Source organism: Bradyrhizobium sp. ma5 (genome assembly GCF_042258955.1).
Taxonomy (GTDB): Bacteria; Pseudomonadota; Alphaproteobacteria; order Rhizobiales; family Xanthobacteraceae; genus Bradyrhizobium.
On sequence record NZ_CP170156.1, the window covers coordinates 7,372,151 to 7,397,966 of the forward strand.

Here is a 25,816-nt window from a genome sequence, read left to right on the forward strand (position 1 = left end):
GAAATCCGAGCCAGCCATCGGTAGGACGACCGACCAGTCCGCCTGGGGTCGCCCGCTCCTGACGCGCCAAAGTACGCGCCCGATGGAACTATCCCGGCATTCATGTAGTCGGCTCCAAGAGCTTGTTGGTTCACGCGAAACGGTCCTGGCCGCCGGGAATGAACCGAGGTCATCGTTGATCTGACCTAACAGACGACCGGGTCATGATCCCCGCCCGATCCGCCACTTGTGACGGTCTTGGTAAAGGGGCTAGGGCCCCGTAGACGGACCATCTTTGCATGCTCGATGTCACATCCCTGACCCAGCCCATAGCCCCGGACGATCCCTGCGGGCCTGACCTCGATGCGGCCGGGGATGTCCAGTACCTCAATTTCTTCGCAGGTGCGGAATCGCTGCTTCCGATGTCGTATTTCGAGGTCGTCAACGCCAATGGAGAGCGCGGACGATTTGACCCAAAGGCCATCGACATTGCCGGCCAATTCTCCGCTGCGCAGCCGCTCTTGGCACGCACCCGCGATCTGCGCCTGACCATGCTGCTCGCCAAATTCTCCATCTTGAACCGCGATCTCGACGGCTTTCTCAGCTGCCTGAAGGCGACCACCGTGCTGCTGCGTGAACAATGGGATGCGGTTCACCCGAGGGGCGAGGACGGCGACTATGCTTTTCGCGCCGTCACCGTCGAGGCGATCGACGTGTTTCCGACGGTGATCAACCCGCTCCAATTTCTTCCCCTAATCGAAAATCGCAGGCACGGCAGCCTCAACTACCGTGCCTATCAGATTGCCAAGGGCGAAATTCCCGCCGCTGAGGCCGACGTCGACATGCCCGATCTCGGAAGCATTGAACGCATCATCGGCGAGACCGAGCTCGACACCCTCAAAGCGGTGAGTACCCGCTGTTCCGCCGTCGCTGCCGAGATTGCCGGCATCAAATCGATTTGGCACGAGAAGTTGAATTCGGGGCAACCCATCAGTCTCGACAGGTTGGCGGGCGTCGCGAATGGCATGGCCAACTGGCTCGCGGCGCTGGTCACCGCACGCGATCCGGCAGCGGCCGCCCCCTCGCCGGACGAGGCTGCCCAAGACGGCCCGCAGCTTCCGATCGAAATCGCCGGCGCCGTGACCTCGCCCGGACAGGCATCCGCGGCGCTGGCGGCCGCTGCCGAATATTTCGCTCGGAGGGAACCGTCGAGCCCGGCACTCTTGCTGGTGCGGCAGGCACAGGACATGGTTGGCAAATCGTTTATCGAAGTGATGCGGATGCTGATGCCCGCCCACGTCGAGAGCGCCGCCATCAATATCGGTCGCGACAAGGTATTTGACCTGCCGATCGAGCGCATGGCGGAGTTCGCCACATCGCTCCCATCCACGACGGAAAATGATGCCCAAGACGTTGTTTTTGCAGCAGAAAGCAGAGCCCAAGCGTTGGACTTGCTGAGCAAGGTAGCGTCTTTCTTCCGGACCGCAGAGCCGTCCAGCCCGATCCCCTTCCTGGTCGATCGCGCACGCGAACTCGCACAACGAGATTTCCTCAGCCTGCTGAACGAAGTCTTGCCGGAGGGCGCTCTGAAGGCGATCGACAAATCGAATTGAACCCGCCTTCCATTCGAAGGGACTAACTAAACGAAAGGAAGCTTTGCCGAAGAAGACCCGGGCACTTCCCTGCCTGCGTCGCGCAAGTCGGCTTCCGCAGAGATTTTTGTGAAGAGGGCACCCCAATGGCAACCGACAGCGGCCAAAAATTTATTCGCCGAAACCGCGCACCGCGCGTGCACATCACTTACGAAGATCCATACGACGCCGAACGCTTAATCGAACTGCCGTTTGTCATGGGCGTCCTGTCCGATCTTTCCGGCAACAACCCCGGCGTCGAGAAGGCGAAAGTCGAGGAGCGCAAGTTCCTTGAGTTCGACATGGACAATTTCGACAATCGCATGACGGCGATCCAGCCCGGTGTGACGACGCGCGTCGTCAATCGTCTGAGCGATGACTCTGACGAGAAGATCTCCGTCAACCTGCGCTTCAACAAGATGTCCGACTTCACGCCTGTGGCGGTCGCTCGCCAGGTGCCGGCGACGGCCAAACTGCTCGAAGCACGTGAACAGCTCGCCAACCTGCTGCGCTACATGGATGGCAAGGTGGGCGCCGAGGACCAGCTGAAGAAACTCCTCGCCGATCCTCAACTGATGGCCGCACTGCGCGAGCGCGCGGCCAGCCAGTCCACCGAACCCGACACCAACAGCTAAGGGAAGGATGGGGACCATGGCAAAAGAAGCTACCCATAAAGAGACCACCACCCAAGTCGGGACCGTCGAGGCTGACGAGTTTGCTGCCCTGCTGAAGCAAAGCTTCAAGCCGCGCACCGAACGTGCGGCGACCGAGGTCGAGAACGCGGTGTCCACGCTCGTTCAAGAGGCGCTCAAGGACACCAGCGTCATCAAATCGGACGTGCTCGACACCATCGAGGAGATGATCGCGCGGATCGATCAGAAGCTGACCGCGCAGATGAACGAGATCCTGCACGCACCCGAATTCCAGGCGATCGAAAGTGCCTGGCGCGGCCTCCACTACCTCGTCTTCAGTTCCGAGACCGACGCCAACCTCAAGATCCGGGTGATGAACGTCTCCAAGAGCGAGCTGTATCGGAACCTGCGACTCTATCCCGATGCGCGCTGGGACCAGAGCCCGCTGTTCAAGCAGATCTACGAGTACGAATTCGGCCAGCTCGGCGGCGAGCCGTTCGGCTGCCTGATCGGTGACTACTATTTCAGCCACCTCCCGACCGACGTGCAGCTGCTCCGCGACCTCAGCAAGATCGCCGGCGCCGCGCATGCCCCGTTCTTCAGCGGCGCCGAGCCTACCCTGATGGGAATGGACTCGTGGACCGAACTGTCCAACCCTCGCGACATCGGCAAGGTGTTCGACACACCGGAATACGCCGCATGGAAGGGACTGCGCGATCAGGACGATTCCCGCTATCTCGGCCTTTGCATGCCGCGCGCGCTGGGTCGCCTCCCCTACGGCGCCAAATCGGAGCCCGTGGAAGAATTCGCCTTCGAAGAGGAGACGGACGGACACACCGGTGATAAGTACGGCTGGATCAACGCCGCCTACGCGATGGCAGTCAACATCAACCGCGCCTTCAAGGAGTTCGGCTGGTGCACGCGCATCCGCGGTGTGCAGTCGGGCGGCGAGGTCATCAACCTGCCGACGCACACATTCCCGACTGACGATGGTGGCGTTGACCTGAAATGCCCCACCGAAATCGCGATCAGCGATCGCCGCGAGCACGAGCTTGCAAAGGCGGGCCTTATCCCGCTGATCCACCGCAAGAACACCGACAAGGCCGCCTTCATCGGTGCCCAGTCCCTCTACAAGCCGAAGAAATACTTCGGCGAGAAGGGTGTGGACGCAACCGCATCCGACAACCTGTCGTCACGTCTGCCTTACATGTTCGCAGTGTCCCGCTTTGCGCACTACCTGAAATGCATGGTTCGCGACAAGATCGGATCCATGAAGGAAAAGGATGAGCTGACGGTCTGGCTGCAAACCTGGATCAACGAGTACGTTGATGCCAATCCAGCCCTATCGTCAGAGGCGCAGAAGGCGCGCAAGCCGCTGGCCGCTGCGAAGGTCGAGGTCATAGCAAACGAGGAGAACCCGGGATACTACAACGCGCGCTTCTTTCTCCGTCCACACTTTCAATTGGAAGCGATGGACGTCGGCCTCAGCCTTGTTTCCCGCCTTCCAGGCCCGAGCTCCTGACGCCGCGTTATCGCAACTGTCACTCATCCAGGTTTTTGAAAGGGCTATGATATGGCTGTCGATATCTTTTTGAAACTCGACCCGATCAAGGGCGAGTCGCTCGACGACAAACACAAGGACGAAATCGACATTTTGAGCTGGTCCTTTGGCGAGAGCCAGAGCGGCACCTTCCACAGCGGGTCAGGCGGTGGCGCCGGCAAGGTCAACGTTCAGGATCTCCACTTCACGCACTTCGTCGACAAGGCGACGCCTGAGCTGTTCAAGGTCTGCGCCAACGGCAAGCACATCGATACCGCGATCCTCACTGTCCGCAAGGCCGGTGAAAATCCGCTGGAGTATCTCAAGATCGAGATGAAGCACGTGCTGGTCTCCAGCGTATCGACCGGCGGATCCCATGGCGAAGATCGTCTCACCGAAAATGTGAGCTTGAACTTCGCGAAGGTGAAGATGACCTACAAGACCCAGACGGACAAGGGCGGCGCCGGCGCATCGCCGACCTTCGGCTGGGACGTTCCGGCCAACAAGGAATGGGCCTGATCGTAAGCTCCCTGTCTGGCGCCGGTTGCCAAGAATGGCAATCGGCGTTGGCGGTACGGAGATTGTCAATGACTGTTACGCCAAAGAAGGACCGGCTCTCTCCGCCATTGATGCTGGCCTTTCGTGCGGCTCATGACGCTCGTGATGCGCGCAAGCCACTCGAACTGCGCGATCAGTTCGGTGAGCGAGTCATAGCGGGACGGCGCAGCACTGGTCGTTTCCCGATCTCGGAGACGGTGCTACGGCGGGAGGTTTCGCATGACGTTGAAACGCTCCTTAATACTATTGCCCTCGAATCGACGCTCGATCTGACTGGCCGCGGCCACGTTCGCACCTCGATTTTAAACTATGGTTTTCCCGACATCGCAAACCGTTCGATCGACGAGGTCACGGACGAAGAGCTCAGCGACGCCCTGCGCATGTCACTTACGACGTACGAGCCGCGACTCGATCGCAGGTCCATCCGGGTGCGCCGTGACACCTCCGTGGGCCCCGAACAGCTCAAGCTGCGCTTTGTCGTGCAATCCGACCTGAAGTGCGAGCCGCTCAACGTGCCCGTAGAATTCGTCGCGGACGTCGACCTCGACAGCGGCGACATCCAGATCAATCGACTATAGCATGAATCGCGAATTCCTCGACTTCTACAACCGTGAACTGTCGCTGTTGTACGAGCATGCGGAAGACTTTGCCGAGGAATATCCTGGCATCGCCGAACGCCTCGGCGGGCTGATCCGCGATCGCTCAGATCCAATGATTTCGGGGCTGCTCGAAGGAGCCGCGTTCCTTGCTGCTCGCGTTCAGCTCAAGCTCAAGCACGAATTTCCGGAGTTCACGGCAAACCTGCTCGAACAGCTGGTTCCGAACTATCTCGCGCCAACTCCATCTGCCATGCTGGTCAAGGCACAGCCACCCTATGCCGATCCGGCATTGCGCGACGGCAGAAAAATCGCGCGGGGCGCCTACTTCGATGCGAGCTATCGCGAAAGGGAACGGAGCCTCGCCTGCCGATTCAGGCTTTGCCGCGATATCGTACTTTGGCCCTTTGACGTCACCGGCGCCGAATATTTTGCGACCGCGGGCGCATTGCAGGCCCTCGGGATTCCAATCGGCGGAGAGGTCATTGCGGGGCTCAGGCTCTCCATGACCCACCGTACCGCCGCGCGGCTCGACGAAGAGCCGGCGGACGCGGAGGCTCGCAACAAGCCGGAAACCTGGTTCGCGGGCTGCCGCACCAGCGAATTGCCTATCTATCTTACCGGCGCCGAATCCGACGCTGTCGCGCTCTACGAACAGCTGACCTCGAACTGCATCAGCGTCTACTTTCGCTATCTCGACGATTTCGGCGATCCGGTCGTCATCCGGGCCCCGAACGACTGTGTGCAACAGGTCGGCTTCGGCGAGAACGAATCCCTGTTTCCTAACGATAACCGGGTCTTTCGCGGCTCGGAGTTGTTGCGGGAGTATTTCGTGTTTCCGCGCAAGTTCCTTGGCATCAATCTGACGGGACTTCGCGCTGTGATGCCTCGGTTGCGCGGCAAGTCAATCGATATCGTCTTCGCGTTCGATGAGCACAACTCACGGCTTGCGGCCTACGTCCGGGCAGAGACTTTCAGTCTCTACACTGCCCCGGCAATCAACCTGTTCGAGAAAACCAGCGATCGCATCCCTGTCAAATCGAATACGCACGAATACCACGTGGTGCCCGACCGAAGCCGCTATCTCGAATACGAGCCGCACCAGGTACTGGAGGTTTACGCGCACTTCCCTGCAGAAAAAGACAAGCGGCAGGTGCGTCCGCTGTACTCCGCCGCAATCGACCGCACGGCCACATCGGTCGAGGGACTTTATTTTACCGTTCGTCGGCTGCCGCGGCGCCGCACCGTCGAGGAAAAGACATATGGCACGGCCTCCGACTACACCGGGACAGACATGTTCCTTTCGCTGCTCGAGCCTGGTGACCTGAGCGGCGACGGATCTGCCGCCGAACTGAGCGTCCGGGCGTTGTGCTCCAACCGGCATCTCACGGAACATCTGCCGGTCGGCCAAGGCGGAGCGGACTTTCGCCTGCTGGATGACACCTCACTCGAGCTGATGTGCATCGCCGGGCCCACCCGGCCACGCGAGCCAGTGGTGGCGCAGTTGCGCAGTCGCAGTGAAATCGCCAATAGCGGTGTTGTCAGTTGGCGCCTGATCAACATGCTGAGTTTGAACTATCTCGGCCTCGTAGAACGCAGCGGCGGCAAGAACGCCGGAGCACTGCGGGAGATGCTGTCATTATTCGCCGACCAGTTCGACGACGCTACGGAACGAAAGATTCGTGGCGTGCGCAGCGTCGAGAGCAGGCCCGTGGTGCGGCGAGTGCGTGAGCGTACCGGCAGTGGCGCAGCGCGCGGCCTGGAGATCACCGTCACACTCGACGAGAAGGCATTCGAAGGCAGTGGCGTATTCCTGCTCGGGGCGGTGCTGGAACGCTTTTTCGCCGACTATTCGGGCTTCAACACCTTCACCCAAACGGTCATATCGACTTCGGAACGCGGCGAGATCATGCACTGGCCGACCCGCATGGGCACCCGGAGGCCGCTGTAATGCTGATCGATCAAATGAAGGCCGAGCCCTGGCGGTTCGATTTCTTCCAGACGCTCCGCCAGCTCGAGCGATCCAATCCAGATCGACCGCGGATCGGCGACAGTGCCGCGCGTCGCGAGGAATTTGTTGACCTCGGTCAAACCCCCTATCTGGAATTTCCCGCGTCCAATCTGAGCTCAGTCGACGACCGCGATGGCAGGCTCAGAATCCTGGTCAAATTCCTCGGTCTCCTCGGACCGCAAGGCGCGCTGCCTCTGGCCACCACCGACGAGAGCGTCGGTTGGCAGTTGATGCGAGACGACGCCTTTCCGCGCTTTCTCGACCTTCTCAATGGACGCTTTCTGCAATTGTTCTTTCGTGCCTGGGCGAACGCGCGGCCGATCGCGCAGCATGACAGGCCATCGGATGACCGCTTCATCGCCTATGTGGGCTCCTTTGCCGGCCTTGGCTCTGATATCTTTGCCAATCGAGACACGGTACCGGACATGGCGAAGCTCAGCTTCGCTGGACTGGTCGCACCCAGGGCGAAATCCGCGTCACGACTGGCCCGACTGCTGCAGGGGCTGTTCGATGTCAGGGTTGAGATCGACGAATTTGTCGGCACCTGGCTCCCATTCGAGGCAAGCCACTGCAGCCGCCTCGGCGCGGCGCACGCCAGGCTCGGCCACGACGCGCTTCTGGGCTCGCGGGTGTTCAGTGTCGAAGACAAGATCAGGGTTCGCGTTTTCGTGAAGGATTTTGCTCAATACGAGCAGTTCCTGCCCACTGAAGAGCCTAACTTGTCCGAGCCCCTAGTTGACGCCGTGTACTTCTATATCGGCGACGAACTCGAGTGGGAGGTAGAACTCGCCATTCCGGCGGGAGCAGTCGTCCCGATGAAGCTTGGACAGAGCGGACGCCTTGGGTGGACCAGCTGGGTTTCACCGAACTGGGCCTCGACCGAGGAATATCGCCGCGATGCTCGCTTTCACCTTGCCGAGCGTCTGAGAGCCCGGCGAAGCACCGCGACAGACGCCCCACCGATTTGAACCTAGGCACCGGTCCGACTGTCCTAACATCATGGAATTCGCGCCAATTTCCAAGATGAGCCTGGCATCGCCCCGGGGCAATTGAGCAGGAGGCCCACCGTGACCGACATCAGCCTCGAGGCCGTGACTGGAAAGCTAAACCGCGCCGGCTACGATGCTTTCATACAGGCCCTGCGTCACGCTAAGAGCGCGAGCAACCGCAACGTCGAGCTCGCACACTGGCTGTTTCACATCCTGCAACAGGAAAGGACCGACTTCAGCCTCGCGGCGGACCACTACAAGCTGGACCGCGCGCGGCTGCTGTCTGATCTCGCAGGCGTCATCAACGGCTTCCGCAAGAACGAAACCGATATGCCGGGGATTGCCAATTCGGTCATCGATATTCTCGACCGTGGCTGGCACTACGCCACGCTGTTCTTCGGCGAGACTCAGATCCGCACTGGCCATCTCCTGGTCGCCGGACTGAAATCGAATGAGATCCGTCGTGCCCTCAACAACATCTCGCAGGAGTTCGCCAAGATAAACGTAGACGCATTGGCAGCGGAGCACCGCGCCGTCTGGGCAGGCTCTGAGGAAGAAACGATGCGCCCGATGGACGGCACCGGATTGGCCGGTGCCGGCTCTGACGGTGCCGACCGGGCAAATCCCAAGGGGACAACGCCGCTCGACAGGTTCTCCCAGGATCTCACCGCCAAAGCCAGATCGGGCGAGATGGACCCAATCCTCGGGCGAGACGACGAAATCCGCCAATTGATCGACGTGCTGATGCGCCGGCGGCAAAACAATCCGATCCTCACCGGCGAAGCCGGCGTCGGCAAGACCGCCGTGGTCGAGGGATTTGCCCAGCGCATTGCCGCTGGCGAGGTGCCACCGCCACTGCGCAACGTCAGGCTCTGCGCGCTGGATATCGGCCTGATGCAGGCCGGCGCCTCGATGAAGGGTGAATTCGAGCAACGCCTGCGCTCGGTGATCGACGAGGTGCAGAACTCGCCGACCCCGATTATCCTGTTCATTGACGAAGCTCACACGCTGATCGGCGCCGGTGGCGCGGCCGGCACCGGCGACGCAGCCAATCTCCTCAAGCCTCCCCTCGCCCGCGGCACGCTGCGTACCATCGCCGCCACCACCTGGGCAGAATATCGCCAATATATCGAAAAGGATCCCGCGCTCACACGACGCTTCCAGCCGATCCAGGTCGATGAGCCGGATGTCGAGACCTGCTGCATCATGCTGCGCGGTCTCCTCGGCCCGATGGAAAAGCACCACGGCGTTCGCATTTCGGACGCCGCGATCGTGACCGCGGTCAACCTGTCGCATCGCTACATTCCGTCCCGACAGTTGCCGGACAAGGCGGTCAGCCTGCTGGACACAGCTTCGGCGCGGGTCGCCATCAGTCAAAGTGCGACGCCGGCTCTGATCGAGGACGCTCGCGTCGCTATCGCCGCTCGCGAAGCCGAACGGTCAGCGCTGGTCAGCGATGGTGACCTCGGGGACGAGAACAGCGAGCGGATTGCCGAGGTCGACGGCGACATAGCCGCGCTGAAGGACAAGCTGAGCGGCCTTGAAGGCGACTGGGCCAGGGAACAGGAACTCGTCAAGGACATTCGCGGCATTCGCGAGATCCTCTCCGAGAACGGAGACGACGATCGAGCAGCGAAGCGCGTGGAGTTGCGTGGCAAGTTTGAGACACTGGAGGGCATCAATCCGGAAAAGCGGATGATCTATGCCCATGTCGACCAGCAGTCGGTCGCCTCTGTCGTGTCTGACTGGACCGGCATTCCGACCGGCAGAATGATGCGCGACGAAATCGAGACCGTCCTGAAGCTACCGGAAATTCTCAATTGCCGCGTCGTCGGCCAGTCTCACGGGCTAACGATGATCGCGAAACGAATTGAGACCAGCCGCGCCAAATTGGACAACCCGTCCAAGCCGATTGGCGTTTTCATGCTGGCCGGACCGTCCGGCGTGGGCAAGACGGAAACCGCCCTCGCACTTGCCGAAACCCTTTATGGCGGCGAGCAGAACATGATCACGATCAACATGTCGGAGTTCCAGGAAGCGCACACGGTCTCGACCTTGAAAGGCGCGCCTCCGGGCTATGTCGGTTATGGTGAAGGCGGTCGGCTCACCGAAGCGGTTCGCCGCAAGCCCTACAGCGTGATCCTGCTCGACGAGGTGGAGAAGGCCCATCCTGACGTCCATGAGATCTTCTTCCAGGTGTTCGACAAGGGGGTCATGGAGGACGGCAACGGCCGGCGAATCGACTTCAAGAACACACTGATCATTCTGACCACAAACGTCGGCACCGATCTCATCATGGGCCTGGCGCGAGACCCAAAGTATCGCAACGAGCCGGAAGAACTCGCCAGGCTGCTGCGGCCCGAATTGCTGAAGGTGTTCCCTGCCGCGTTACTTGGACGCATAGTTTCGATCCCGTACTTTCCGCTTTCGGACGAGATGCTTGCCGGAATCGTCAGATTGCAGCTCGACCGGATCGGACAGCGCCTCCGCGATAATCACAAGGCTGCCTTCGGCTACGACGATGCGGTCGTCGAGCACATCGTATCCCGTTGCAACGATCCGGACTCCGGCGGGCGGATGATCGATAACATCATCACCAACACGCTGTTGCCAGAACTGTCGCGTGAATTCCTCAGCAAGTCTCTCGCCAAGGAGGAAGTCAAGCAAACGCGCGTCTCGATCGTGAACGACAAGTTTGCATACTCGTGGAACTGACTGCGATGAACATCCAGACCGAACACCGCCAGCCAACCACCGGCATCACACCATACGATGAGGTGTACTATCCCGGGCATGTCTACGGGCTCACTCACCCAAACCAACTCGCAACGATCGCGACCGTCTACGGCATGCAGCCGGCTCCGGTCGAGCACTGCCGGGTTCTGGAGCTCGGCTGTGGCGTTGGCGGCAATCTGCTGCCCATGGCCTTCCAATATCCGGATAGCGAGTTCGTCGGTATCGACCTGAGTGGCGTTACCATCGAACGCGGGCAGCGAAACATCGCCGCATTGGGCCTGAGCAACATCAGGCTTCTGCATTGCGACATCATGGATGTCGACGCGGCCTTCGGACAGTTCGACTACATCATCGCTCATGGCGTGTATTCATGGGTACCGCCGATCGTGCGCGAGAAGATGATGACCATTTTCAAGCGGAATTTGGCACCCGAGGGGCTCTGCTACGTCAGCTATAACGCGCACCCGTTCTCGCACCTTCGCGACATGGTTCGCGACATGATGCGCTACCACACCCGGAGCATAACGGGGATGAAGGAGAAGGTTGGACAAGCTCGCGCCATCGTGAAGTTTCTCAGCGAGGGGACGAAGTCCAACTCAGTGCACGGTGCGGTCATGCGCGATCAGTGCAACCGTGTTCTCAAGGCTCCGGATGAATTGCTTTTTCACGACGATCTCGACCAGGGCGCGACAGCCTTCCTGCTACACGAAGTCGTCGAAGATGCTGGCCGACATGGGCTGCAGTATCTGAGCGACGCCGACTTTTCACGACGCTATCTTGCGGGTTACACTGAAGAGGTGCGCGCCACGCTGCAGCGCTTTCCCGAAAACGAATTCATGGCGCGCGATCAATATCAGGACTTCATCGACGGCAACGGGTTTCGGCGTACGTTGCTCTGCCACGAGGGCATCTCCCTTGGCCGCCGGGTCGATCTCGACTTCATCACCCGGTTCTATCTGCTAAGCACCGCGAGCCCACGTCGACCCGACACCTGCCTGACCGACGATTCCGAAATGGAGTTTGAAAATCAGGACGGCAGCCAAATCACGGTGACCAATCCGCTCCTGAAGGCTGCACATCTTTGTCTCGGCCGGGCCTGGCCTCGCGCGCTCTCGTTCACTGAACTGCTCGATGGCGCCCGGGCGCTGTTGGAAGGCCGGCAAACAAGCGACGACCAACGGATATTGACGGATGCGCTCTATATCCTAGCTTGCAGCGGCGAGATCTCCTTTCTGAAATCGCCGCCCTTTCTCGTGACGGAAGTCACAGATTGCCCGCAGGCGAGCCTACTCGCTCGCAGACAAGCGCAGACCGGACCACTGGTCACCAATCTGCTCCACCAAACGGTGCAGTTGGAAGACGACAGGACGCGCCGCTTCCTGCAACTGCTCGACGGCTCTCGAACGATCGAGCAAATCACGGCCGAAATGACCGAAACCTTCGGACCGGCCATCGAGGTCAAGCAAGTGGATGATGCCGGGCAGCCCGCCGAGCCGTTGCTACTCTCAACCCGACAGAGTGTTGACCGTTCGCTGGCGACGGTCGGCAAACTAGGTCTGCTGGTCGCCTAACACCTTCAACGGCGGTTAACCTCGGCACGAAGTGTCAGCGATTAGCCCGCCGGCCAGCAGTTTGTGGAGCGGGTCCGGCCCCGTCCCATCAGCCGTCGTGGGTGTATTGTTGGCCGAGGAGCCATCCGGTGAGAATGCCGCCAGGCCCACTGGCATAGACCGAATTAAGGCCCACACCGGCGCGCAGCATCCGCCATTCATGTTCGCCGACCCATGGAATGCCGGGATCACCCTTCTGATATTGTGATAGCAGCGTTCGGGCAACTTCGGCGGCGTTGGCGTAGATCGGGCCGTTCGCCCAGCGAGGTCGCGGTAGACCTGTCATGCGGCAATAAAGCGCAGTGCAGACATAGGCGGACGCCTCCTCCGCATTGGCGTCAAGGCCGGTGCGCAGCAGATCGTAAGCCGCATGCAAGGCCTCATGGACGATATAGGCTTCGTCCATCCGGCCCGTTGCCGACACCACCTCCAGCGTATTCGCCGCGACGACAGTACCGTCCGCTCGTGTTCGCGCGACATCGTTATATTGCGCCGCAACACCTGCCGCGAGGTCCGTCGGGACCCTGACGCTGACCTGTCCCAACCGGATCGCGCGTGCGACGTGATGGAACGTTTGCGGTGCAATCGTCACGTGGCTGCCACGGATCGGAAACCGGAAGCGCATGCGCGCGACCGCCGGGCCGTGGAGTACGTCTAGCACCCTGCTCCGAAGTGACATCGGATCGTCCTCGCTCTTTACACCGCTCCACGAATAGTGGTCGGCTTTTCCGGTTGGGAGGTTCAGTTGAACCCGGCCCCGTCCGGGCTAGACCAATCGGAGACAGGCTTTGCTCTGAGGATGGCCCCGTGACGACCACCGACCCGACAACGACCGACACCTACCGGAAGATCGCCGCGCGGCTAACCATGCTTCGGCCACAGATCGATCTGTCAAAATATTTCGCGGGGCCGAATCCCAATGTCCGCCTCTACGACGAAAAAGCCTATATCCGCCGTCAATTGGAGAAGTACGGCGTAGCGGCCGCGACGAGCACGCTCGACGGCGTCACGTTTCTGCCGAAGGATTGGGAAGACCTGGTCAAGGTGCTGCGGATTGCCAAGACGTCGGATGGATTCGACGCCTTCGCCGAAGGGAAAAGCCCGGAGAAACCGTCGCATTGGGCGCTAGATCTGTCGATGGCGGCCACGATCGGCAAGGGATTTCGGGAAATCTGGCGCCCAAAGCTATCCGACCGGCCGCTCTCGACGCGAGATCTTCCGGGCCGGCACGGCTTAGGGCTTGGGCGCGGCCGCGGGCAATGGAGCGACGACTACAGTGCGCAGTTCGGCAAGGACCCGCAGCCGCAAGACATCACATCGCTACATTTCGCGGTAGCGCCCGACCGCGTCAACGTTCACATCGACGAGACGGGCTTCGTGTTTGAGGGAGCAGACGGCGCCCTCACGGTCGGACCGAATTTCGGCCATCACGCCGTCAATGAGCTGTTCTGGAAGAGCAACCCCAATTTGCCGCGCTGGGCGATCGATCACATCGACCTGATCCTGCCGAACAGCGCCAATGACTTTTCGCGATTTGGCATATCGGTCGACCTGTATCAGCGCAAGGACCTGCGCGTCACCGTCACCGGTTCCTGCGGAATTTTCGGGGGCTTCGAGTGCTCGGGAACGTTGAGCGTCAGTGGGACGCACGATTTGCTCGGCTCCAAGCCGAGAGGCTCGCGCTGACGCGGACCGTAGATCTGCGGTCCGGATCTGGGAGGCGATATGCCGCAGTTGAAAGACAAGGTCGGTCGGTTTGCGGCGACGGGTCGCAGCTGCCAGAACTGGAAGCAAGACCAGGAGCTGGTCATCTCGCTGCTCAACAAGATCGCCATTTCCGACGGGGGTGCGGAGACCACGCTCAAGCCGCAAGTGGTCGTGACAGGTCATGCCAGCGACAGCCTCTACACCTCAATTCTGTATTTCCAGCAAAAGAACTTCCCGGGCACGCCTGACGGCTATATTCGGCCTGGCGGGCCAACTTTCAGCAGGCTCGTTGACCTCTCGACGAAGGCGGCCGCCAAGCCTCCCTCTCCAAAAGGTCAATGGGATGGAATCACGACCCCATCCGTCGATGCCGCGCTTCGCAAGGGGTTGATCGACGATTCAAAGCTAGATTATGCGGAAGTGGTTGACATCATCAGGGCGACCGTCGCGGACGGCACGGTCACCGCATTCGAGCTGGACGACCTGATGACCATTGCGAGCACCTCCAGAACTCTCTCGCCGACTTCAAAAAAGCTCATCACGCTCTTCGTCGGCGACGAAAAGAAGAAGTGGCTCGGGGTTGGTCCGTACGACCTCAATTCGGATCAAAAGAAGCTCGCCGCGGAGATGGTCTGCGATTTCCTGAAGAACACGAGGACGACGTTCTTTCCGAAGCTCGACCCGCACCGCGTCGGGATAGGCATTCTCAGGCGCATTGCGAAGCCGAGCCTCATCGATCAGGATCAGGCAAGCCTGTGCGGACCGTCCGCATTGATGTTCAGCTACGCATCCGACAAGCCGGGGCAGTATGCGCGGTTCGCCATCGACATGTATCAGAAGGGGCAAGCGAGCCTCGGCCGCCTGCTGATCAAGCCTGGAAAGGACGTGAAGAACTACACGCCGCCCTACTCGCTGGACCACGTTGATTGGCTGACATGCGCCTCCATTCGCGACTCCGAAAATTGGTTCCTCGATTTTGACGACACCGGCAGAATAAGCGATGTCGCTGGAATCACCGTACCGAGCGAAATGGAGCAATGGTTCCGCAAGGCTGGATACCAGGACGTGCGCGAGGAGACCAATCTGAAATTCAGCAAGGGCATCGACAACGTCATGGAAGCCAACGCCCTGCTCGCCGGCGGATACCGCGTATGCCTATTCATAAGCGCCAATATGATCGAATATGACGACCAGTCTGACGAAGGCTCCGTGCTCACACGGCACTGGGTCGTCTTGCGCGACAAGGTTCAAGTGTCGAACGGAAACGTGACGACAACGATCTTTACCTGGGGCAAGGGAGACTACGCGATCCCGCACCCGAGCAAGGGCGGGGCTCTGAAGCCCCTGCCCCTTGCGGATTTTCTGATGAATTATTACGGCTACGTTGCTGCCAAGGCGTAAGCGGCGCTCGCTGGCATTCGCCATCTACCGAGACGATTCCCTCAATCATCCAGACCTCTCCAGGTGACATCGGATTCGCCGCGTAGCGCGGCGTCAGGCCTGCTGATCGGTAGCCTTGGTCGACGGCTTCGAGCCCCCGCGACGAGCCAATGGCCCGTTTATGTTGGAATCAGTCTTGCCGGGATCGCTCGGCCATGAACTCGCCGTCAACGTGGTGGCCCGGAGCGCCGTGACATTGCGGCTTCGATGGGAGATTTTTCACGGTCGACCGACCATCGGCCTGCGCGGCCGCGTCCGTCCTTTGATCCGGATTTGGTCGTACCAGTAAATCCAATTGTACTTCCTTACCAACCCGCCCATGGGTGGCAGATGGGCGAGCCTCCAGTACAGGTCGGGCTGGCTGAGCCTGAACCGCTCGATTAGCTGCACAGGCGATGGAGATGTGTTCTGCGGATTATCAAGGAAGACAGCCGCTTCCCACAACGCATCATCGGGCGCAGGATCCTTGCCTTTATAGGGGCCTTCGGTCGGCCCATAAAACGCTCTGAAGAGAGGGGGCCCGCCCTTATCGGACACGTATATGTTCGTCAAAATGACTGCGAGATACTCTTCAGAATCCTGGTACCAATGGTCTGCTGGGGCAAAGTTCATCACGCCGGCTATCATTCGTGAGGCGTGAACGAGTTCGTGGTACAGCACCTCGTCGGTTGCCATCGCGGGGGCATGGCCATGGTGAGCCTTCTTGAATTTCTTTCGAAGAAGCTCTGCTTTCTCGGGCGAAAACAGGACATCACAATTTGCGCCTCCGCCTTTCCCGACGACTTTGAACAGGTCCTTCTTCTTTGGATCGGCACTTAGGCGGGTACCGCGGGCAATAATATATTGCTGTTGATCGAGGTCGTCGGCCACCGTCAGTGCGTTGGCGTCATCCAGGTTATATGGGCGAATTCTCGCGAACGATGGTTTGCTGGTGCCGAATTCGTCAAGCAGGGCCCGGCCGGTCGGGTGGCTTTGTATTTGTTTCAGGAGACCGACAATCTGACGCCTGTAGCTGTTCTTGGCAGCCAAGTATTTCTGCTTCAGCGAATCGAATTTTCCGGCATGGCTGTCGGCAGTCTCATGGTTCACCACCATCCACGATCCCATGCTTCGGAAGGCTATGAGAATGCCGTTCGGCAGTCCTTCATCAACCACGGGATCGCCTAGATCCCACTGCAACATCGAAGCATCGAGTGGCGACGCGTGCTTCTCGATATATTTGTTGAACTTTCTGTACTGCTCGTTCTGCTGAAAGGTAAAACCTAAGAAATCGTAATCCAGCTCAGTAAGATCAACATCGTCGGCCATGGCGGCTCTCCATATTATGCTTTCGACAACGCGATGGTCCGCCGAGAACTACGCTGAATAGTCGCAAAGCAGACACCAACGGTTCGTCCGCTCACGAACACACGACCGTGATAGGCAACGACCCGGTTCCACGCCGGGTTGAACCGATTTGAACAAGGGCGAGACATAGATCTTAAGGACGTTGTATCGACCTTCTACGGGGGCCGCATCGTGGCGTGTACGGAACCGGAGATTACGCCTTGGCCCGAACGGGTCCGGCGCACGGGTGAGCTAAAGATATTCCCTGGGCCGAGCTTCACCCCAAGCGTTTGGGTCAATGATCTCGATACAGCGATCACGACGATCAACGAGCTTCTCAAGCAGAACGGCGTCTATCTTGCGTTCAGAAAGGCTGACGGTGCAGCTGGCAGCCCGATCGTGGCCGAAACGTATCCGGGCTCCGGCCTCCACGGCAGCGCCGTACAGACCATCGTCGACTCTCGTAGTGGCCCTTCGATGAATTCAGTGAAGCTGCGGGTGCCTGCAACCCCGAAAGTCGGCCGCGCCGACGCTGGCCAGGCAATGCGGCTGCACATCCTTGTGCACGAACTCGTCCATTGTATTGGTCTCTCGAATTGCGCACATAGCAACGATGACGTCTTCATAGGGACACTGGTCATCGATAGCAGCGGCGCGGTCCCGCCCCCGAAACTAGGCGGCCACACGATCTCAAGAATTAAGAAGGCGTGGCCAGAGACGTGGGTCAGCGTGCAGGGCGGCGCTCTCGCCAAACAATCGGCCGATGAGTTGAGAAAATCGATGGAAGGAATCAAACTCTAGTAGGAGTCACCGGTTCTGAGCTGGATGGCGAATTGGTACAGAGCAGCGTGCGGTCGAGGCTGCCCGAACCGGCAAAGCGACGGGCCGGAATGCGCATCAATCACGAGCTAACGACAGGATCGGGCATGTTGGAGAACGGCAAGCCGATTGAGACATCTCGCCAATTCCGCGATAACTTTGGCGTCGGTTTGACCTGCAACGTGAGCCGCGTCAGTGATTAGAGTTTGCAGAGCGGTTCATCGGCTGATACGTCGTGGTTTGACCTTTACATGCGGTAGTTGTCCACCAAATCGCTTTTGATTGAAAGGCACGGCGCCAGAACCAGCAACGATCTCGACGTCTTCAAGCTGCAACGGCTCGCCGCGCGCCGACAGCAAGGCGGGATATTCGATCTTCTGCCCGCTCGTGCGATCCCTGAAGACCACCTGCGGTCCGGCCGGCTCCGCCAGCCAGTCGTCGCCCCATTTCTTGAGCGCGAGATAAGTCGGGAAAAAATCGCGGCCCTTCTCGGTCAATACATATTCGTACCGCCCGCCATGCTCCGGCAGCGGCCCACGCGTCATCATGCCGAGATCGACGAATTTCTTCAGCCGCGCGCTGAGAATGTTCGGCGCCACGCCGAGATAATTTTGAAACTCGTCGAACCGCTTGGTGCCATAATAGGCTTCCCGCAGCAGTAGGATCGACCAGCGGTCGCCCACCACCTCCATGGCGCCGGCGATCGAGCATTCCTTGTTGGTGGAACGGGAGCGCTTCACGATGTGTCTCGCAGTCTTTTGCTCCGGTGATTCCCGATCACTTATAGCAGGAGGGAAGTGCGGTCCGCCTCCCCTTCTTCGATCCTTTGGCCGTTGTGCCAGGGATCAAGCCGCCTGCCCAGCCGGCTGCGGTGGTTTGGCCGCGACTTCCGGCTCAAGGGCGCGACGGTGCGTCACGAGTACCCCGGTCTCAGAAAGCCTTTGCAGTTCCGCCTCGCTCACGCCGAGCTCGCGGAATACCTCCTTGTTGTGTTCGCCTTGGAAAGCCGGCGTGCCAATAGGTGTCAGTTCATCCCCGGAAAAGCGCCAGGGGCGGCCCGGCAATTTGTATTCGCCGCCGCTGCGATCCGGCACGAGCTGGACCGCTCCCCAGTAGTCGCTCCAGTCCGATTTCGTCAGCTCCTTGATCGAGCGGATTTCGCCCATCGCGATCTTCGCCTCGTCGAACTGTGCGTCGAGCGTCGCCATATCCGGGAATGTCAGCATCCAGGACTGGATGATCTGATGCAACGCGCCGAAATTCAGCCGCCGGGCCGCGGCGCTCGAAAACCGCGGGTCGTCCATCAGATCGACGCGCCGCATCGCACGCAGCCAGGACGGAAACGTCCGGCTGCCGATAATGCTGGTGGCGACGGTGAAATGCTCACCCCGCGGCCCCGTGAAAAAGGAGCAATCAGTGGCGCCGAGCACTGCAGGCTCTGCACCGATGTCCTCATCCGACAGATCGACATGCGCGCGTTCATTGACCGCAAGCAAGGTCGCTGCCATCGCCACGTCAATATACTGGCCCTGCCCGGTTGTCCGCCGACTGTGGAGTGCCGCGAGGATGGCGATCACCGCCTGCAATCCAGCATAGACGTCGGCATGCGACAGACTGTCCGTGCGCGGCTCTGTCAGGGCCTCGCCATAGTGCCGAACACTATTCTCGGTAAAGCCGGCCTCAGCCTGCACCGTCGGAGCATAGGCCATCCGGCTGCGCCAGGGGCCACCCTGGCCGTAACCGGTGATCGACGCGTAGATCAACCGCGGATTTCGCGTCGACAGGGTCGCGCAGTCAAGGCCGAAGAAGCCGAGCGTTCCCGCGCGAAAATTCTCCACCACGATATCGGCGCTATCGCAGAGCTTCAGCGCCAGATCATAGGCGCCAGGTACGTTCAGATTGATGCTGACGTTGCGCTTGCCGGCGTTCTGCTGCGCATAATAGCCCGACATGCCGTCGGTGGATGGAAACGCAAAGCGCGACACGTCCGGGCTTGGCGGCTCGACCTTGACGACCTCGGCGCCGAGGTCCTGCAAGGTCCGCGCGCACAGCGGACCTGCGAGCACACGGGAAAAGTCGACGACGCGAATTCCGCTGAGAGGACCACTCATGATCAGCGCCCCGCGAATTTGGCAAGGCCAGGGCCGTTCTTACGGAACGAGGCAAGGCCGGCTTTCAGATCTTCCGACGCCCAGATCGGCGCCTGCAGTCTTGCCATGGCCTCGTCGGCCGCGGCCACCCCGTCGTTGACGGCGATGTGGGCCAGCTCCTTGGTCGCCGCGTGGGCCAGCGTCGGACCTTGCGCGAATTCCTCGGCGACCGCCATGGTCGCCTTCTCCAGCGATTCTTCCGGAACGGTAAGATTGATCAGGCCCCACTTTTCCAGGGTTGGCGCATCATAGCGACGCGCCAGCATCGACATCTCCTTGGCGCGCAGTGCACCGATCCGCTGCACCTGACGCTGGATGCCGCCCAGCAATGGATGCAGTCCAAGCGTAGCCTCCACCGAACCGATCTTCGCCGACGACGCCGCGATGATGTAGTCGCAAGACAGCGCCAGCTCGAGGCCACCGCCGAGACAGACGCCATGGATGCTCGCGATCAACGGGATCGGCAGCAATTCCATGAAGCGGAGAAACTCGACACCGTTCAGGCGGCGGTTCTCGCTGCTTGATTCGCCACTGCCTTGCTCCACGCGCTTGTCGAAAATATCGAGATCGGCGCCGGCGGAAAAATGTCGAAGCCCGCTGCGAAGGACGATCGCCCGGCTACCGGCTTTTTGCGCCTCTTCGACCTGCTCGACGACGGCATTGATGAGCTTTGGTCCAAGCAAATTGTAGGGCCGATAGACCATGGTCAATACGGAAGTATTGCCGCGCTGCTCGCGCGTAATCAGTGCATCCTCGGACACCACACACCTCCCTAGTTGAACGCTACGATGCGCGCTACTCTTTCGTTGCGGCGCGCTTACATCATGACTTGCAATTTGCAAGTCATGATGGCGAATTAAATGATACCAATCATTTCACAAAGGCTGTGCGGCGCGTCTTGCAGACAGAGGCAGGTTCGCCGACTCTTATTTCCGGAAATGGGTCAGGCGCCACCGCACCAGTTCATCGGCGCCGGGGCCTGCTTGCGGCTGCACGTCCTGAAGCCTGATGCCTTGCCCGGTCTCACTGTCGACCCTCGCAAGCTTCACCGGGTGCCCGGTTTTTCGATCGACGAATTTGAGTGGCGGCCCCGCGTCTCCGGAAACCGCCCATTTGTCCCCCACCTGTAACAGCGCCTGCAGCACAAGGATGGTGTCCCGGCCCTTCGCAGTCAGACGGTACTCGTATCGCTCGGGATTGGTCTGGTATTGGCGCCGCTCGACCAATTCGTGGCCCTCAAGGTGCTTTAGCCGATCGGACAAGGTCGCGTTGGTTACGCCGGTAGAGCGGCGCAGGTCCTCGTACCGGCTGAGCCCGAGCGACAGATCGCGCAGGATCAAGACGGCCCAGCGATCACCGATCGCGTCCATAACGCCGGCGATCGAGCACGCCATCCCATCAAAGCTCTTTGACTTCATAAAACGCTTGCCTCTTATTCACTCTTATCATTAGAGTGACTAATTGTCGACGGCTATCTTCGCTTCCGCAGGCCAGCCCCCCGTCTATGGGGGCCACCAATTTCGACGGAATGGAACCATGATCATGCGCGAGCTTCGCGACCTTGTCATCGATGCCCACGGCGGCATCGAACGCTGGAATAATGTGAAAGCCATCGAAGGCGACATGTCGATCAGCGGCGGCCTTTGGACACGAAAGGGGTGGCCGGTGGCGCTGAAGAACGTCCGCGTCACGGCCGCCACCGACAAACAATGGATCAGCTACCACCCCTTCCTCGGCGAAGGTATGCGCAGTTCATGCACCCCCGACCATACCGTCATCGAAACGCTCGACGGCAAATCCGTCAAGGATCGCAAAAATCCCCGCGCCGCGTTTGACGGCCATACCGTCGAGACCCGGTGGGACGAATTGCATCTTGCTTATTTCAGCGGCTACGCGATGTGGAACTACCTCAATACGCCCTTTATCTTCGCGCTGCCCGGATTTCGCGCTGAAGAAATCGAGCCCTGGGATGAGAACGGCGAAACACGCAGGCGGCTCAAGGTCACCTTTCCGGATCATATCGCGACGCATTGCGCCGAGCAGGTTTTCCACATCAATGGTGAAGGCTTGATCTCCCGGATGGACTACAGCGCGGCCGTTGCCGGTGGCGTACCGACGGCGCATTACCTCGACGACCATCGTGATTTTTCCGGAGTTAAGGTGGCGACGAAGCGGCGAGCGGTCCGCCGGAATGCAGACGGCACCGCGATTCCCGATCCGGTGTTCGTGGCGATAGATATCGCCGACGTCAGATTCTCATGATTGGACCGTCGGAGAAAACAATGACTGACCACACCGGAGAGCTTCACGTTGTGACAGTCGACGTGAATGGCGTACGCCGGACCGCTTCGGTCGAAGCCCGCAAGCTTCTGGTTCACTTGCTCCGCGACGATCTCGGCCTCACGGGAACCCATGTTGGTTGCGACACGTCGCAATGCGGTGCATGCACCGTCGATATCGACGGACAGGCCGTCAAATCCTGCACGGTTCTGGCTGTGATGACCAGCGGCTCGTCGATCACGACAATCGAAGGGCTCGCGCGCGGCGGCGGGGCGTTGCATCCGGTGCAGGCAGCTTTCCATGAGCACCACGCCCTGCAATGCGGTTTTTGCACGCCGGGGATGATCATGAGCGTCCGCCAGATGCTTGGGCAAAATCCGAATCCGACCGAAAGCGAAATCCGTCACGGCCTCGCCGGCAACATCTGCCGCTGTACCGGCTACAACAACATCGTTCGCGCGGTTCAATCCCTTGCCTCGGAGGCGCCTCGCCATGACTGACACAACCGCGACCAGATATGTCGGTCAGCCCTTGCGACGGCGCGAAGACTTCAAGTTCGTTACCGGCAAGGGACGTTACAGCGACGACATCAAGGCACCGGGCATGCTGCATATTGCCGTGCTGCGATCGCCGCATGCGCATGCAATCATCAAGCACGTCGATCTGATGGCGGCAAAAGCGGCGCCGGGCGTCCGCCTCGCCTTGTCAGGCACCGATCTCGCCGGCAAGATCGGCTCGATCGTTCCCAACTGGATCATACCCGGCACGAAGGTGCCAGACCGGCCCGTCGTCGCCATCTACCGGGTTCGTTTCGTCGGCGAATGCGTCGCACTCGTCGTCGCCGAAACCCAGGCGATGGCGCACGATGCCATCGGGCTGATCGATGTCGACTACGAAACGCTTCCCTCCGTCGTCGACGAGGAAGCGGCGATCCGCGACGGCGCGCCGCAACTCCACGACAACGTGCCCAACAATATCACCACGATCTACAAGATCGGCGGTGGCGACTATGGCAAGGCTGCGCGGGAGGCCGACCAGGTCATCACGCTTCGCGTTGCCAACAACCGCCTGATCCCGACCTGCATGGAGACGCGCTCCATCCTGGCCGAGCCAAATGTCGACGGTAGCCTGACAGTCTACCTCCAGAGCCAGGTGCCGCACATGCATCGCCGCTGGATCGCCGACACCGTCGGTATTTCCGAACATCAATTGCGGATCGTGGCGCCCGACATCGGCGGCTGCTTCGGCGCAAAAATGCACCTCTATCCGGAGGAACTCCTCTGCCCGTATCTGGCGCGGCTCCTCGGCGTGCCCGTCAAATGGTGGGAATCGCGCTCCGAAAGCCATCAATCCACCAACCATGGCCGGGCGCATACCGAGGCGCTTGAGATAGCCTTCCGCAACGACGGCAAGATCCTCGGTCTGAAGGTCGAGACACTGGGCAATGTCGGCGCCTATCTGTCGAACATGGCATCAGGCGGCCCCACCGTGAACACGATCAATTTCGGGACCGGCGCCTACAAGATCGAGCACTACGAGGCGCGCTCCAGGGTGGTTGTGACGAACACCGTGCCGGTTGATGCCTATCGCGGATATGGCCGGCCCGAGGGGGCCTACATCGCCGAACGCGCGATCGATGCGGTCGCACGCCATCTCAATCTCGACCAGGTGGAGGTGCGCCGGCTTAATTTCATTCAGCCCGCCGACTTTCCGTATCGGCCCTATAGCGGACCCGCCACGATCTACGACAGCGGCAATTATGAAGGCTGCCTCGTCAAAGCGATGGAAGCCTTCAACTACGACTTCCGCAGCGCCGAACGCGATCAATTGCGCGCCAAAGGCCGTTATCGCGGCATTGGCGTTGCGGCCTATACCCACATGTGCGGTATGGCGCCGTCACGCCGGCTCTCGCTGATCGGCTTCAACCGTGGCGGCTGGGAAAGCGCCCGGGTCAGCGTGGATTCAAGCGGCCGGGTGACAATCTTCTCGGGATCCATGAGTCAGGGCCACGGCCATGTCACGTCACTGGCGCAGATTGCCGCCGACGTCCTGCAGATTCCGATCGAAGACATCGACGTGGTGCAAGGCGACACGCGGCAAGTCCAGGCCGGTCATGGCACTTTCAACTCGCGGTCGATGGCGGTGGGCGGATCCGGCGTTCACGTCTCCTCTACCCGCGTCGTCGCCAAGGCGAAAAAGATTGCCGCGGGCATGCTCGAAGTCGATGAAGCGGATGTTTCCTATCAGGCCGGCAAGTTCAGTGTCCCCGGAACCGACATCGCGTCTTTGAAGTTCGGCACAGTGGCGAGGATGGCGCATGTCGGCCATAAGCTTCCGGATGGAATGGAGCCGGGTCTCGACGAGACCGTGTTTTACGATCCGAAGGGCATGGGCGCGCCTTCGGGCGTCCACATGGCCTATGTCGACGTCGATCCGGAGACCGGAATCGTCGACATTCTCGATTATGTCGCCGTTGATGATGCCGGCACTATCATCAATCCGCTGCTTGCCGCCGGACAGATTCATGGCGGCGTCGTGCAAGGCATCGCGCAGGCGCTCTATGAAGAAGTCAGCTACGATGCCGATACCGGGCAATTGATGACGGGATCGCTGTTGGATTATGCAGTGCCCCGCGCGGAGCACGTTCCCAGCATACGATCGCTGTTTCAGGAGACACCCTCGCCGACCAACCCGATCGGCGTCAAGGGCATCGGCGAGAGCGGATCGATCGCAGCACCCCCATGCATGGTTCACGCCGTGCTCGATGCGCTTTCACCGTTCGGGATCAAACATCTGGACATGCCGATGACGCCGCCGCGAGTCTGGTCGGCGATCCAGAAGGCACGCGCCGGAGCAGACCGATGATCCCGGCCTCATTCGACTATGTCCGTGCAACGTCGCTCTCTCACGCCATCGGCCTGCTGCAAGACGACCCCGACGGCAACAAGCTCGTGGCCGGCGGCCATACGCTGATTCCGACGTTGAAATTGCGGTTGGCATCGCCCGCGCTGTTGATCGATATCAGCGGCATCGACGAGTTAAGAGGAATCGAAGTTGCCGACCGCATCAGGATCGGCGCCCTGACCACGCATGCCGAACTGCTGGCTTCAAAACCTCTGCGAGAGGTGCTGCCGATCTTCCATCAAGCCGCCGACATTATCGCCGACCCGCAAGTGCGGAATCGCGGCACGATTGGCGGTTCACTGGCAAACGCCGATCCTGCGGCCGACTGGCCGGCGGTCGTCATCGCGCTGAAGGGCGAACTGGAGCTGGCCGGCCCGACCAGACGCAGGCGTATCGCGGCAAGGGACTTCTTCGTCGATATCATGACCACCGCACTCGAGCCAGGAGAAGTGCTCGTTGCTATCCATATGCCGCGTCCGAACCGCGGCGCGAAATTCCGGTATCGCAAGATACGCCATCCGGCCAGCGGCTATGCCGTGGTCGGTGTCGCCGCCACGCTGTGCTTGCGCGACGACATCGTTTCAGAAGCCATGATCGCCATCACCGGAGCGACTAGCCGGGCCTTTGCGGCCGATTCTGCGAGCACGCATCTGATCGGCAAGCCGCTATCGACTGAAAACATCGCAATGGCCGCATCGCTTACCGGCGAACAGGCTGAGTGCCTGTCAGACCATTACGCCTCGGCGGATTATCGCAAGCATCTGGTTAAGACCGAGGTCAGCAGGGCGTTGGCATCGCTGAATGGTGCCTGAGCGGGCCGGCTGATCTGCGCCGTAGAAGTTGACGACAAGCGCAACTTGTCGGCCGAACGACGGTGTTACGTGCGAGCTCTTCGTGCTGCGTGAGGC

22 protein-coding genes are annotated in these 25,816 nt (G+C 60.3%); 16 read left to right on the forward strand and 6 right to left on the reverse strand.

The window, feature by feature from the left end; genetic code table 11:
- Positions 1-278: 278 nt before the first annotated feature.
- From ACE103_RS34740 to ACE103_RS34780, 9 genes are all read left to right on the forward strand, one after another.
- Positions 279-1,592 carry an ImpA family type VI secretion system protein gene (locus ACE103_RS34740; RefSeq protein WP_375776695.1) on the forward strand — a complete coding sequence of 438 codons (1,314 nt, stop codon included), beginning with the start codon at positions 279-281 and terminating at the stop codon, positions 1,590-1,592.
- Between the two features lie 125 nt (positions 1,593-1,717).
- Positions 1,718-2,245: a type VI secretion system contractile sheath small subunit gene (gene tssB / locus ACE103_RS34745; protein ID WP_223975665.1), complete on the forward strand. Its 528-nt coding sequence runs from the start codon at positions 1,718-1,720 to the stop codon at positions 2,243-2,245.
- Between the two features lie 16 nt (positions 2,246-2,261).
- Positions 2,262-3,764 carry a type VI secretion system contractile sheath large subunit gene (tssC, locus tag ACE103_RS34750; RefSeq protein WP_375776696.1) on the forward strand — a complete coding sequence of 501 codons (1,503 nt, stop codon included), beginning with the start codon at positions 2,262-2,264 and terminating at the stop codon, positions 3,762-3,764.
- Positions 3,765-3,815: 51 nt separating this feature from the next.
- Positions 3,816-4,301: a type VI secretion system tube protein Hcp gene (locus ACE103_RS34755; RefSeq protein WP_223975663.1), complete on the forward strand. Its 486-nt coding sequence runs from the start codon at positions 3,816-3,818 to the stop codon at positions 4,299-4,301.
- 68 nt (positions 4,302-4,369) lie between these two features.
- Entirely contained in the window at positions 4,370-4,918 is a 549-nt protein-coding gene (gene tssE, locus ACE103_RS34760; RefSeq protein ID WP_375776697.1) for a type VI secretion system baseplate subunit TssE, read from the forward strand.
- Between the two features lies 1 nt (position 4,919).
- The gene (gene tssF, locus ACE103_RS34765; protein WP_375776698.1) at positions 4,920-6,887 is read left to right on the forward strand and encodes a type VI secretion system baseplate subunit TssF; all 1,968 of its coding nucleotides are present in this window, start codon (positions 4,920-4,922) and stop codon (positions 6,885-6,887) included.
- Positions 6,851-7,915 carry a type VI secretion system baseplate subunit TssG gene (tssG, locus tag ACE103_RS34770; protein ID WP_375781248.1) on the forward strand — a complete coding sequence of 355 codons (1,065 nt, stop codon included), beginning with the start codon at positions 6,851-6,853 and terminating at the stop codon, positions 7,913-7,915. Before tssF ends, tssG begins: the two co-directional genes overlap by 37 nt.
- Before the next feature lie 99 nt (positions 7,916-8,014).
- Positions 8,015-10,651 carry a type VI secretion system ATPase TssH gene (tssH, locus tag ACE103_RS34775; RefSeq protein WP_375776699.1) on the forward strand — a complete coding sequence of 879 codons (2,637 nt, stop codon included), beginning with the start codon at positions 8,015-8,017 and terminating at the stop codon, positions 10,649-10,651.
- A gap of 5 nt (positions 10,652-10,656) precedes the next feature.
- Positions 10,657-12,243: a methyltransferase regulatory domain-containing protein gene (locus tag ACE103_RS34780; RefSeq protein ID WP_375776700.1), complete on the forward strand. Its 1,587-nt coding sequence runs from the start codon at positions 10,657-10,659 to the stop codon at positions 12,241-12,243.
- 88 nt (positions 12,244-12,331) lie between these two features.
- Here the strand turns inward: ACE103_RS34780 and ACE103_RS34785 are convergent, their stop codons facing one another.
- Entirely contained in the window at positions 12,332-12,907 is a 576-nt protein-coding gene (locus tag ACE103_RS34785) for a hypothetical protein (protein WP_223975657.1), read from the reverse strand.
- Positions 12,908-13,089: 182 nt separating this feature from the next.
- Between ACE103_RS34785 and ACE103_RS34790 the strand changes: the two genes are divergently transcribed.
- Both ACE103_RS34790 and ACE103_RS34795 read left to right on the forward strand, forming a co-directional pair.
- Complete coding sequence (locus ACE103_RS34790) at positions 13,090-13,968, forward strand: hypothetical protein (RefSeq protein ID WP_375776701.1); 879 nt, start codon at positions 13,090-13,092, stop codon at positions 13,966-13,968.
- A 39-nt stretch (positions 13,969-14,007) separates the two neighbouring features.
- A complete protein-coding gene (locus ACE103_RS34795) occupies positions 14,008-15,390 on the forward strand; it encodes a hypothetical protein (RefSeq protein WP_375776702.1) in 1,383 nt (460 codons plus the stop codon).
- 258 nt (positions 15,391-15,648) lie between these two features.
- Here ACE103_RS34795 and ACE103_RS34800 read toward each other — a convergent pair whose 3' ends face one another.
- Positions 15,649-16,737 (reverse strand): M91 family zinc metallopeptidase, encoded by a 1,089-nt coding sequence (locus tag ACE103_RS34800; protein WP_375776703.1) that lies wholly within the window; start codon positions 16,735-16,737, stop codon positions 15,649-15,651.
- A 210-nt stretch (positions 16,738-16,947) separates the two neighbouring features.
- Between ACE103_RS34800 and ACE103_RS34805 the strand changes: the two genes are divergently transcribed.
- Complete coding sequence (locus tag ACE103_RS34805; protein ID WP_375776704.1) at positions 16,948-17,556, forward strand: hypothetical protein; 609 nt, start codon at positions 16,948-16,950, stop codon at positions 17,554-17,556.
- Positions 17,557-17,792: 236 nt separating this feature from the next.
- Here the strand turns inward: ACE103_RS34805 and ACE103_RS34810 are convergent, their stop codons facing one another.
- The 4 genes from ACE103_RS34810 to ACE103_RS34825 form a co-directional block, all read right to left on the reverse strand.
- Positions 17,793-18,266 carry a winged helix-turn-helix transcriptional regulator gene (locus ACE103_RS34810; RefSeq protein ID WP_375776705.1) on the reverse strand — a complete coding sequence of 158 codons (474 nt, stop codon included), beginning with the start codon at positions 18,264-18,266 and terminating at the stop codon, positions 17,793-17,795.
- Between the two features lie 153 nt (positions 18,267-18,419).
- Positions 18,420-19,685, reverse strand: a complete 1,266-nt coding sequence (locus ACE103_RS34815) for a CaiB/BaiF CoA transferase family protein (RefSeq protein WP_375776706.1) — start codon at positions 19,683-19,685, stop codon at positions 18,420-18,422.
- A gap of 2 nt (positions 19,686-19,687) precedes the next feature.
- Positions 19,688-20,566, reverse strand: coding sequence for an enoyl-CoA hydratase/isomerase family protein (locus ACE103_RS34820; RefSeq protein WP_375776707.1), 879 nt, complete (start codon positions 20,564-20,566; stop codon positions 19,688-19,690).
- A gap of 84 nt (positions 20,567-20,650) precedes the next feature.
- Positions 20,651-21,142: a winged helix-turn-helix transcriptional regulator gene (locus ACE103_RS34825; protein ID WP_375776708.1), complete on the reverse strand. Its 492-nt coding sequence runs from the start codon at positions 21,140-21,142 to the stop codon at positions 20,651-20,653.
- Positions 21,143-21,260: 118 nt separating this feature from the next.
- Here ACE103_RS34825 and ACE103_RS34830 point away from each other — a divergent pair, with 118 nt between their 5' ends.
- From ACE103_RS34830 to ACE103_RS34845, 4 genes are read left to right on the forward strand one after another with little or no spacing between them, the layout of a single operon-like run.
- Positions 21,261-21,986, forward strand: a complete 726-nt coding sequence (locus ACE103_RS34830) for a hypothetical protein (RefSeq protein ID WP_375776709.1) — start codon at positions 21,261-21,263, stop codon at positions 21,984-21,986.
- Positions 21,983-22,504 (forward strand): (2Fe-2S)-binding protein, encoded by a 522-nt coding sequence (locus ACE103_RS34835; RefSeq protein ID WP_375776710.1) that lies wholly within the window; start codon positions 21,983-21,985, stop codon positions 22,502-22,504. Before ACE103_RS34830 ends, ACE103_RS34835 begins: the two co-directional genes overlap by 4 nt.
- Complete coding sequence (locus ACE103_RS34840; protein WP_375776711.1) at positions 22,497-24,869, forward strand: xanthine dehydrogenase family protein molybdopterin-binding subunit; 2,373 nt, start codon at positions 22,497-22,499, stop codon at positions 24,867-24,869. Before ACE103_RS34835 ends, ACE103_RS34840 begins: the two co-directional genes overlap by 8 nt.
- Positions 24,866-25,720 (forward strand): FAD binding domain-containing protein, encoded by an 855-nt coding sequence (locus tag ACE103_RS34845; protein ID WP_375776712.1) that lies wholly within the window; start codon positions 24,866-24,868, stop codon positions 25,718-25,720. The genes ACE103_RS34840 and ACE103_RS34845 overlap by 4 nt, the downstream gene beginning before the upstream one ends.
- Positions 25,721-25,816: the final 96 nt, after the last annotated feature.

Bases quoted from the DNA above. Each gene is read 5' to 3' on its own strand.
- ACE103_RS34740 (WP_375776695.1), top strand. From the start codon at position 279: ATGCTCGATGTCACATCCCTGACCCAGCCCATAGCCCCGGACGATCCC.
- tssB (WP_223975665.1), top strand. From the start codon at position 1,718: ATGGCAACCGACAGCGGCCAAAAATTTATTCGCCGAAACCGCGCACCG.
- tssC (WP_375776696.1), top strand. From the start codon at position 2,262: ATGGCAAAAGAAGCTACCCATAAAGAGACCACCACCCAAGTCGGGACC.
- ACE103_RS34755 (WP_223975663.1), top strand. From the start codon at position 3,816: ATGGCTGTCGATATCTTTTTGAAACTCGACCCGATCAAGGGCGAGTCG.
- tssE (WP_375776697.1), top strand. From the start codon at position 4,370: ATGACTGTTACGCCAAAGAAGGACCGGCTCTCTCCGCCATTGATGCTG.
- tssF (WP_375776698.1), top strand. From the start codon at position 4,920: ATGAATCGCGAATTCCTCGACTTCTACAACCGTGAACTGTCGCTGTTG.
- ACE103_RS34780 (WP_375776700.1), top strand. From the start codon at position 10,657: ATGAACATCCAGACCGAACACCGCCAGCCAACCACCGGCATCACACCA.
- ACE103_RS34785 (WP_223975657.1), bottom strand. From the start codon at position 12,907: ATGCGCTTCCGGTTTCCGATCCGTGGCAGCCACGTGACGATTGCACCG.
- ACE103_RS34795 (WP_375776702.1), top strand. From the start codon at position 14,008: ATGCCGCAGTTGAAAGACAAGGTCGGTCGGTTTGCGGCGACGGGTCGC.
- ACE103_RS34800 (WP_375776703.1), bottom strand. From the start codon at position 16,737: ATGGCCGACGATGTTGATCTTACTGAGCTGGATTACGATTTCTTAGGT.
- ACE103_RS34810 (WP_375776705.1), bottom strand. From the start codon at position 18,266: ATGGAGGTGGTGGGCGACCGCTGGTCGATCCTACTGCTGCGGGAAGCC.
- ACE103_RS34815 (WP_375776706.1), bottom strand. From the start codon at position 19,685: ATGAGTGGTCCTCTCAGCGGAATTCGCGTCGTCGACTTTTCCCGTGTG.
- ACE103_RS34825 (WP_375776708.1), bottom strand. From the start codon at position 21,142: ATGAAGTCAAAGAGCTTTGATGGGATGGCGTGCTCGATCGCCGGCGTT.
- ACE103_RS34830 (WP_375776709.1), top strand. From the start codon at position 21,261: ATGATCATGCGCGAGCTTCGCGACCTTGTCATCGATGCCCACGGCGGC.
- ACE103_RS34835 (WP_375776710.1), top strand. From the start codon at position 21,983: ATGATTGGACCGTCGGAGAAAACAATGACTGACCACACCGGAGAGCTT.
- ACE103_RS34840 (WP_375776711.1), top strand. From the start codon at position 22,497: ATGACTGACACAACCGCGACCAGATATGTCGGTCAGCCCTTGCGACGG.
- ACE103_RS34845 (WP_375776712.1), top strand. From the start codon at position 24,866: ATGATCCCGGCCTCATTCGACTATGTCCGTGCAACGTCGCTCTCTCAC.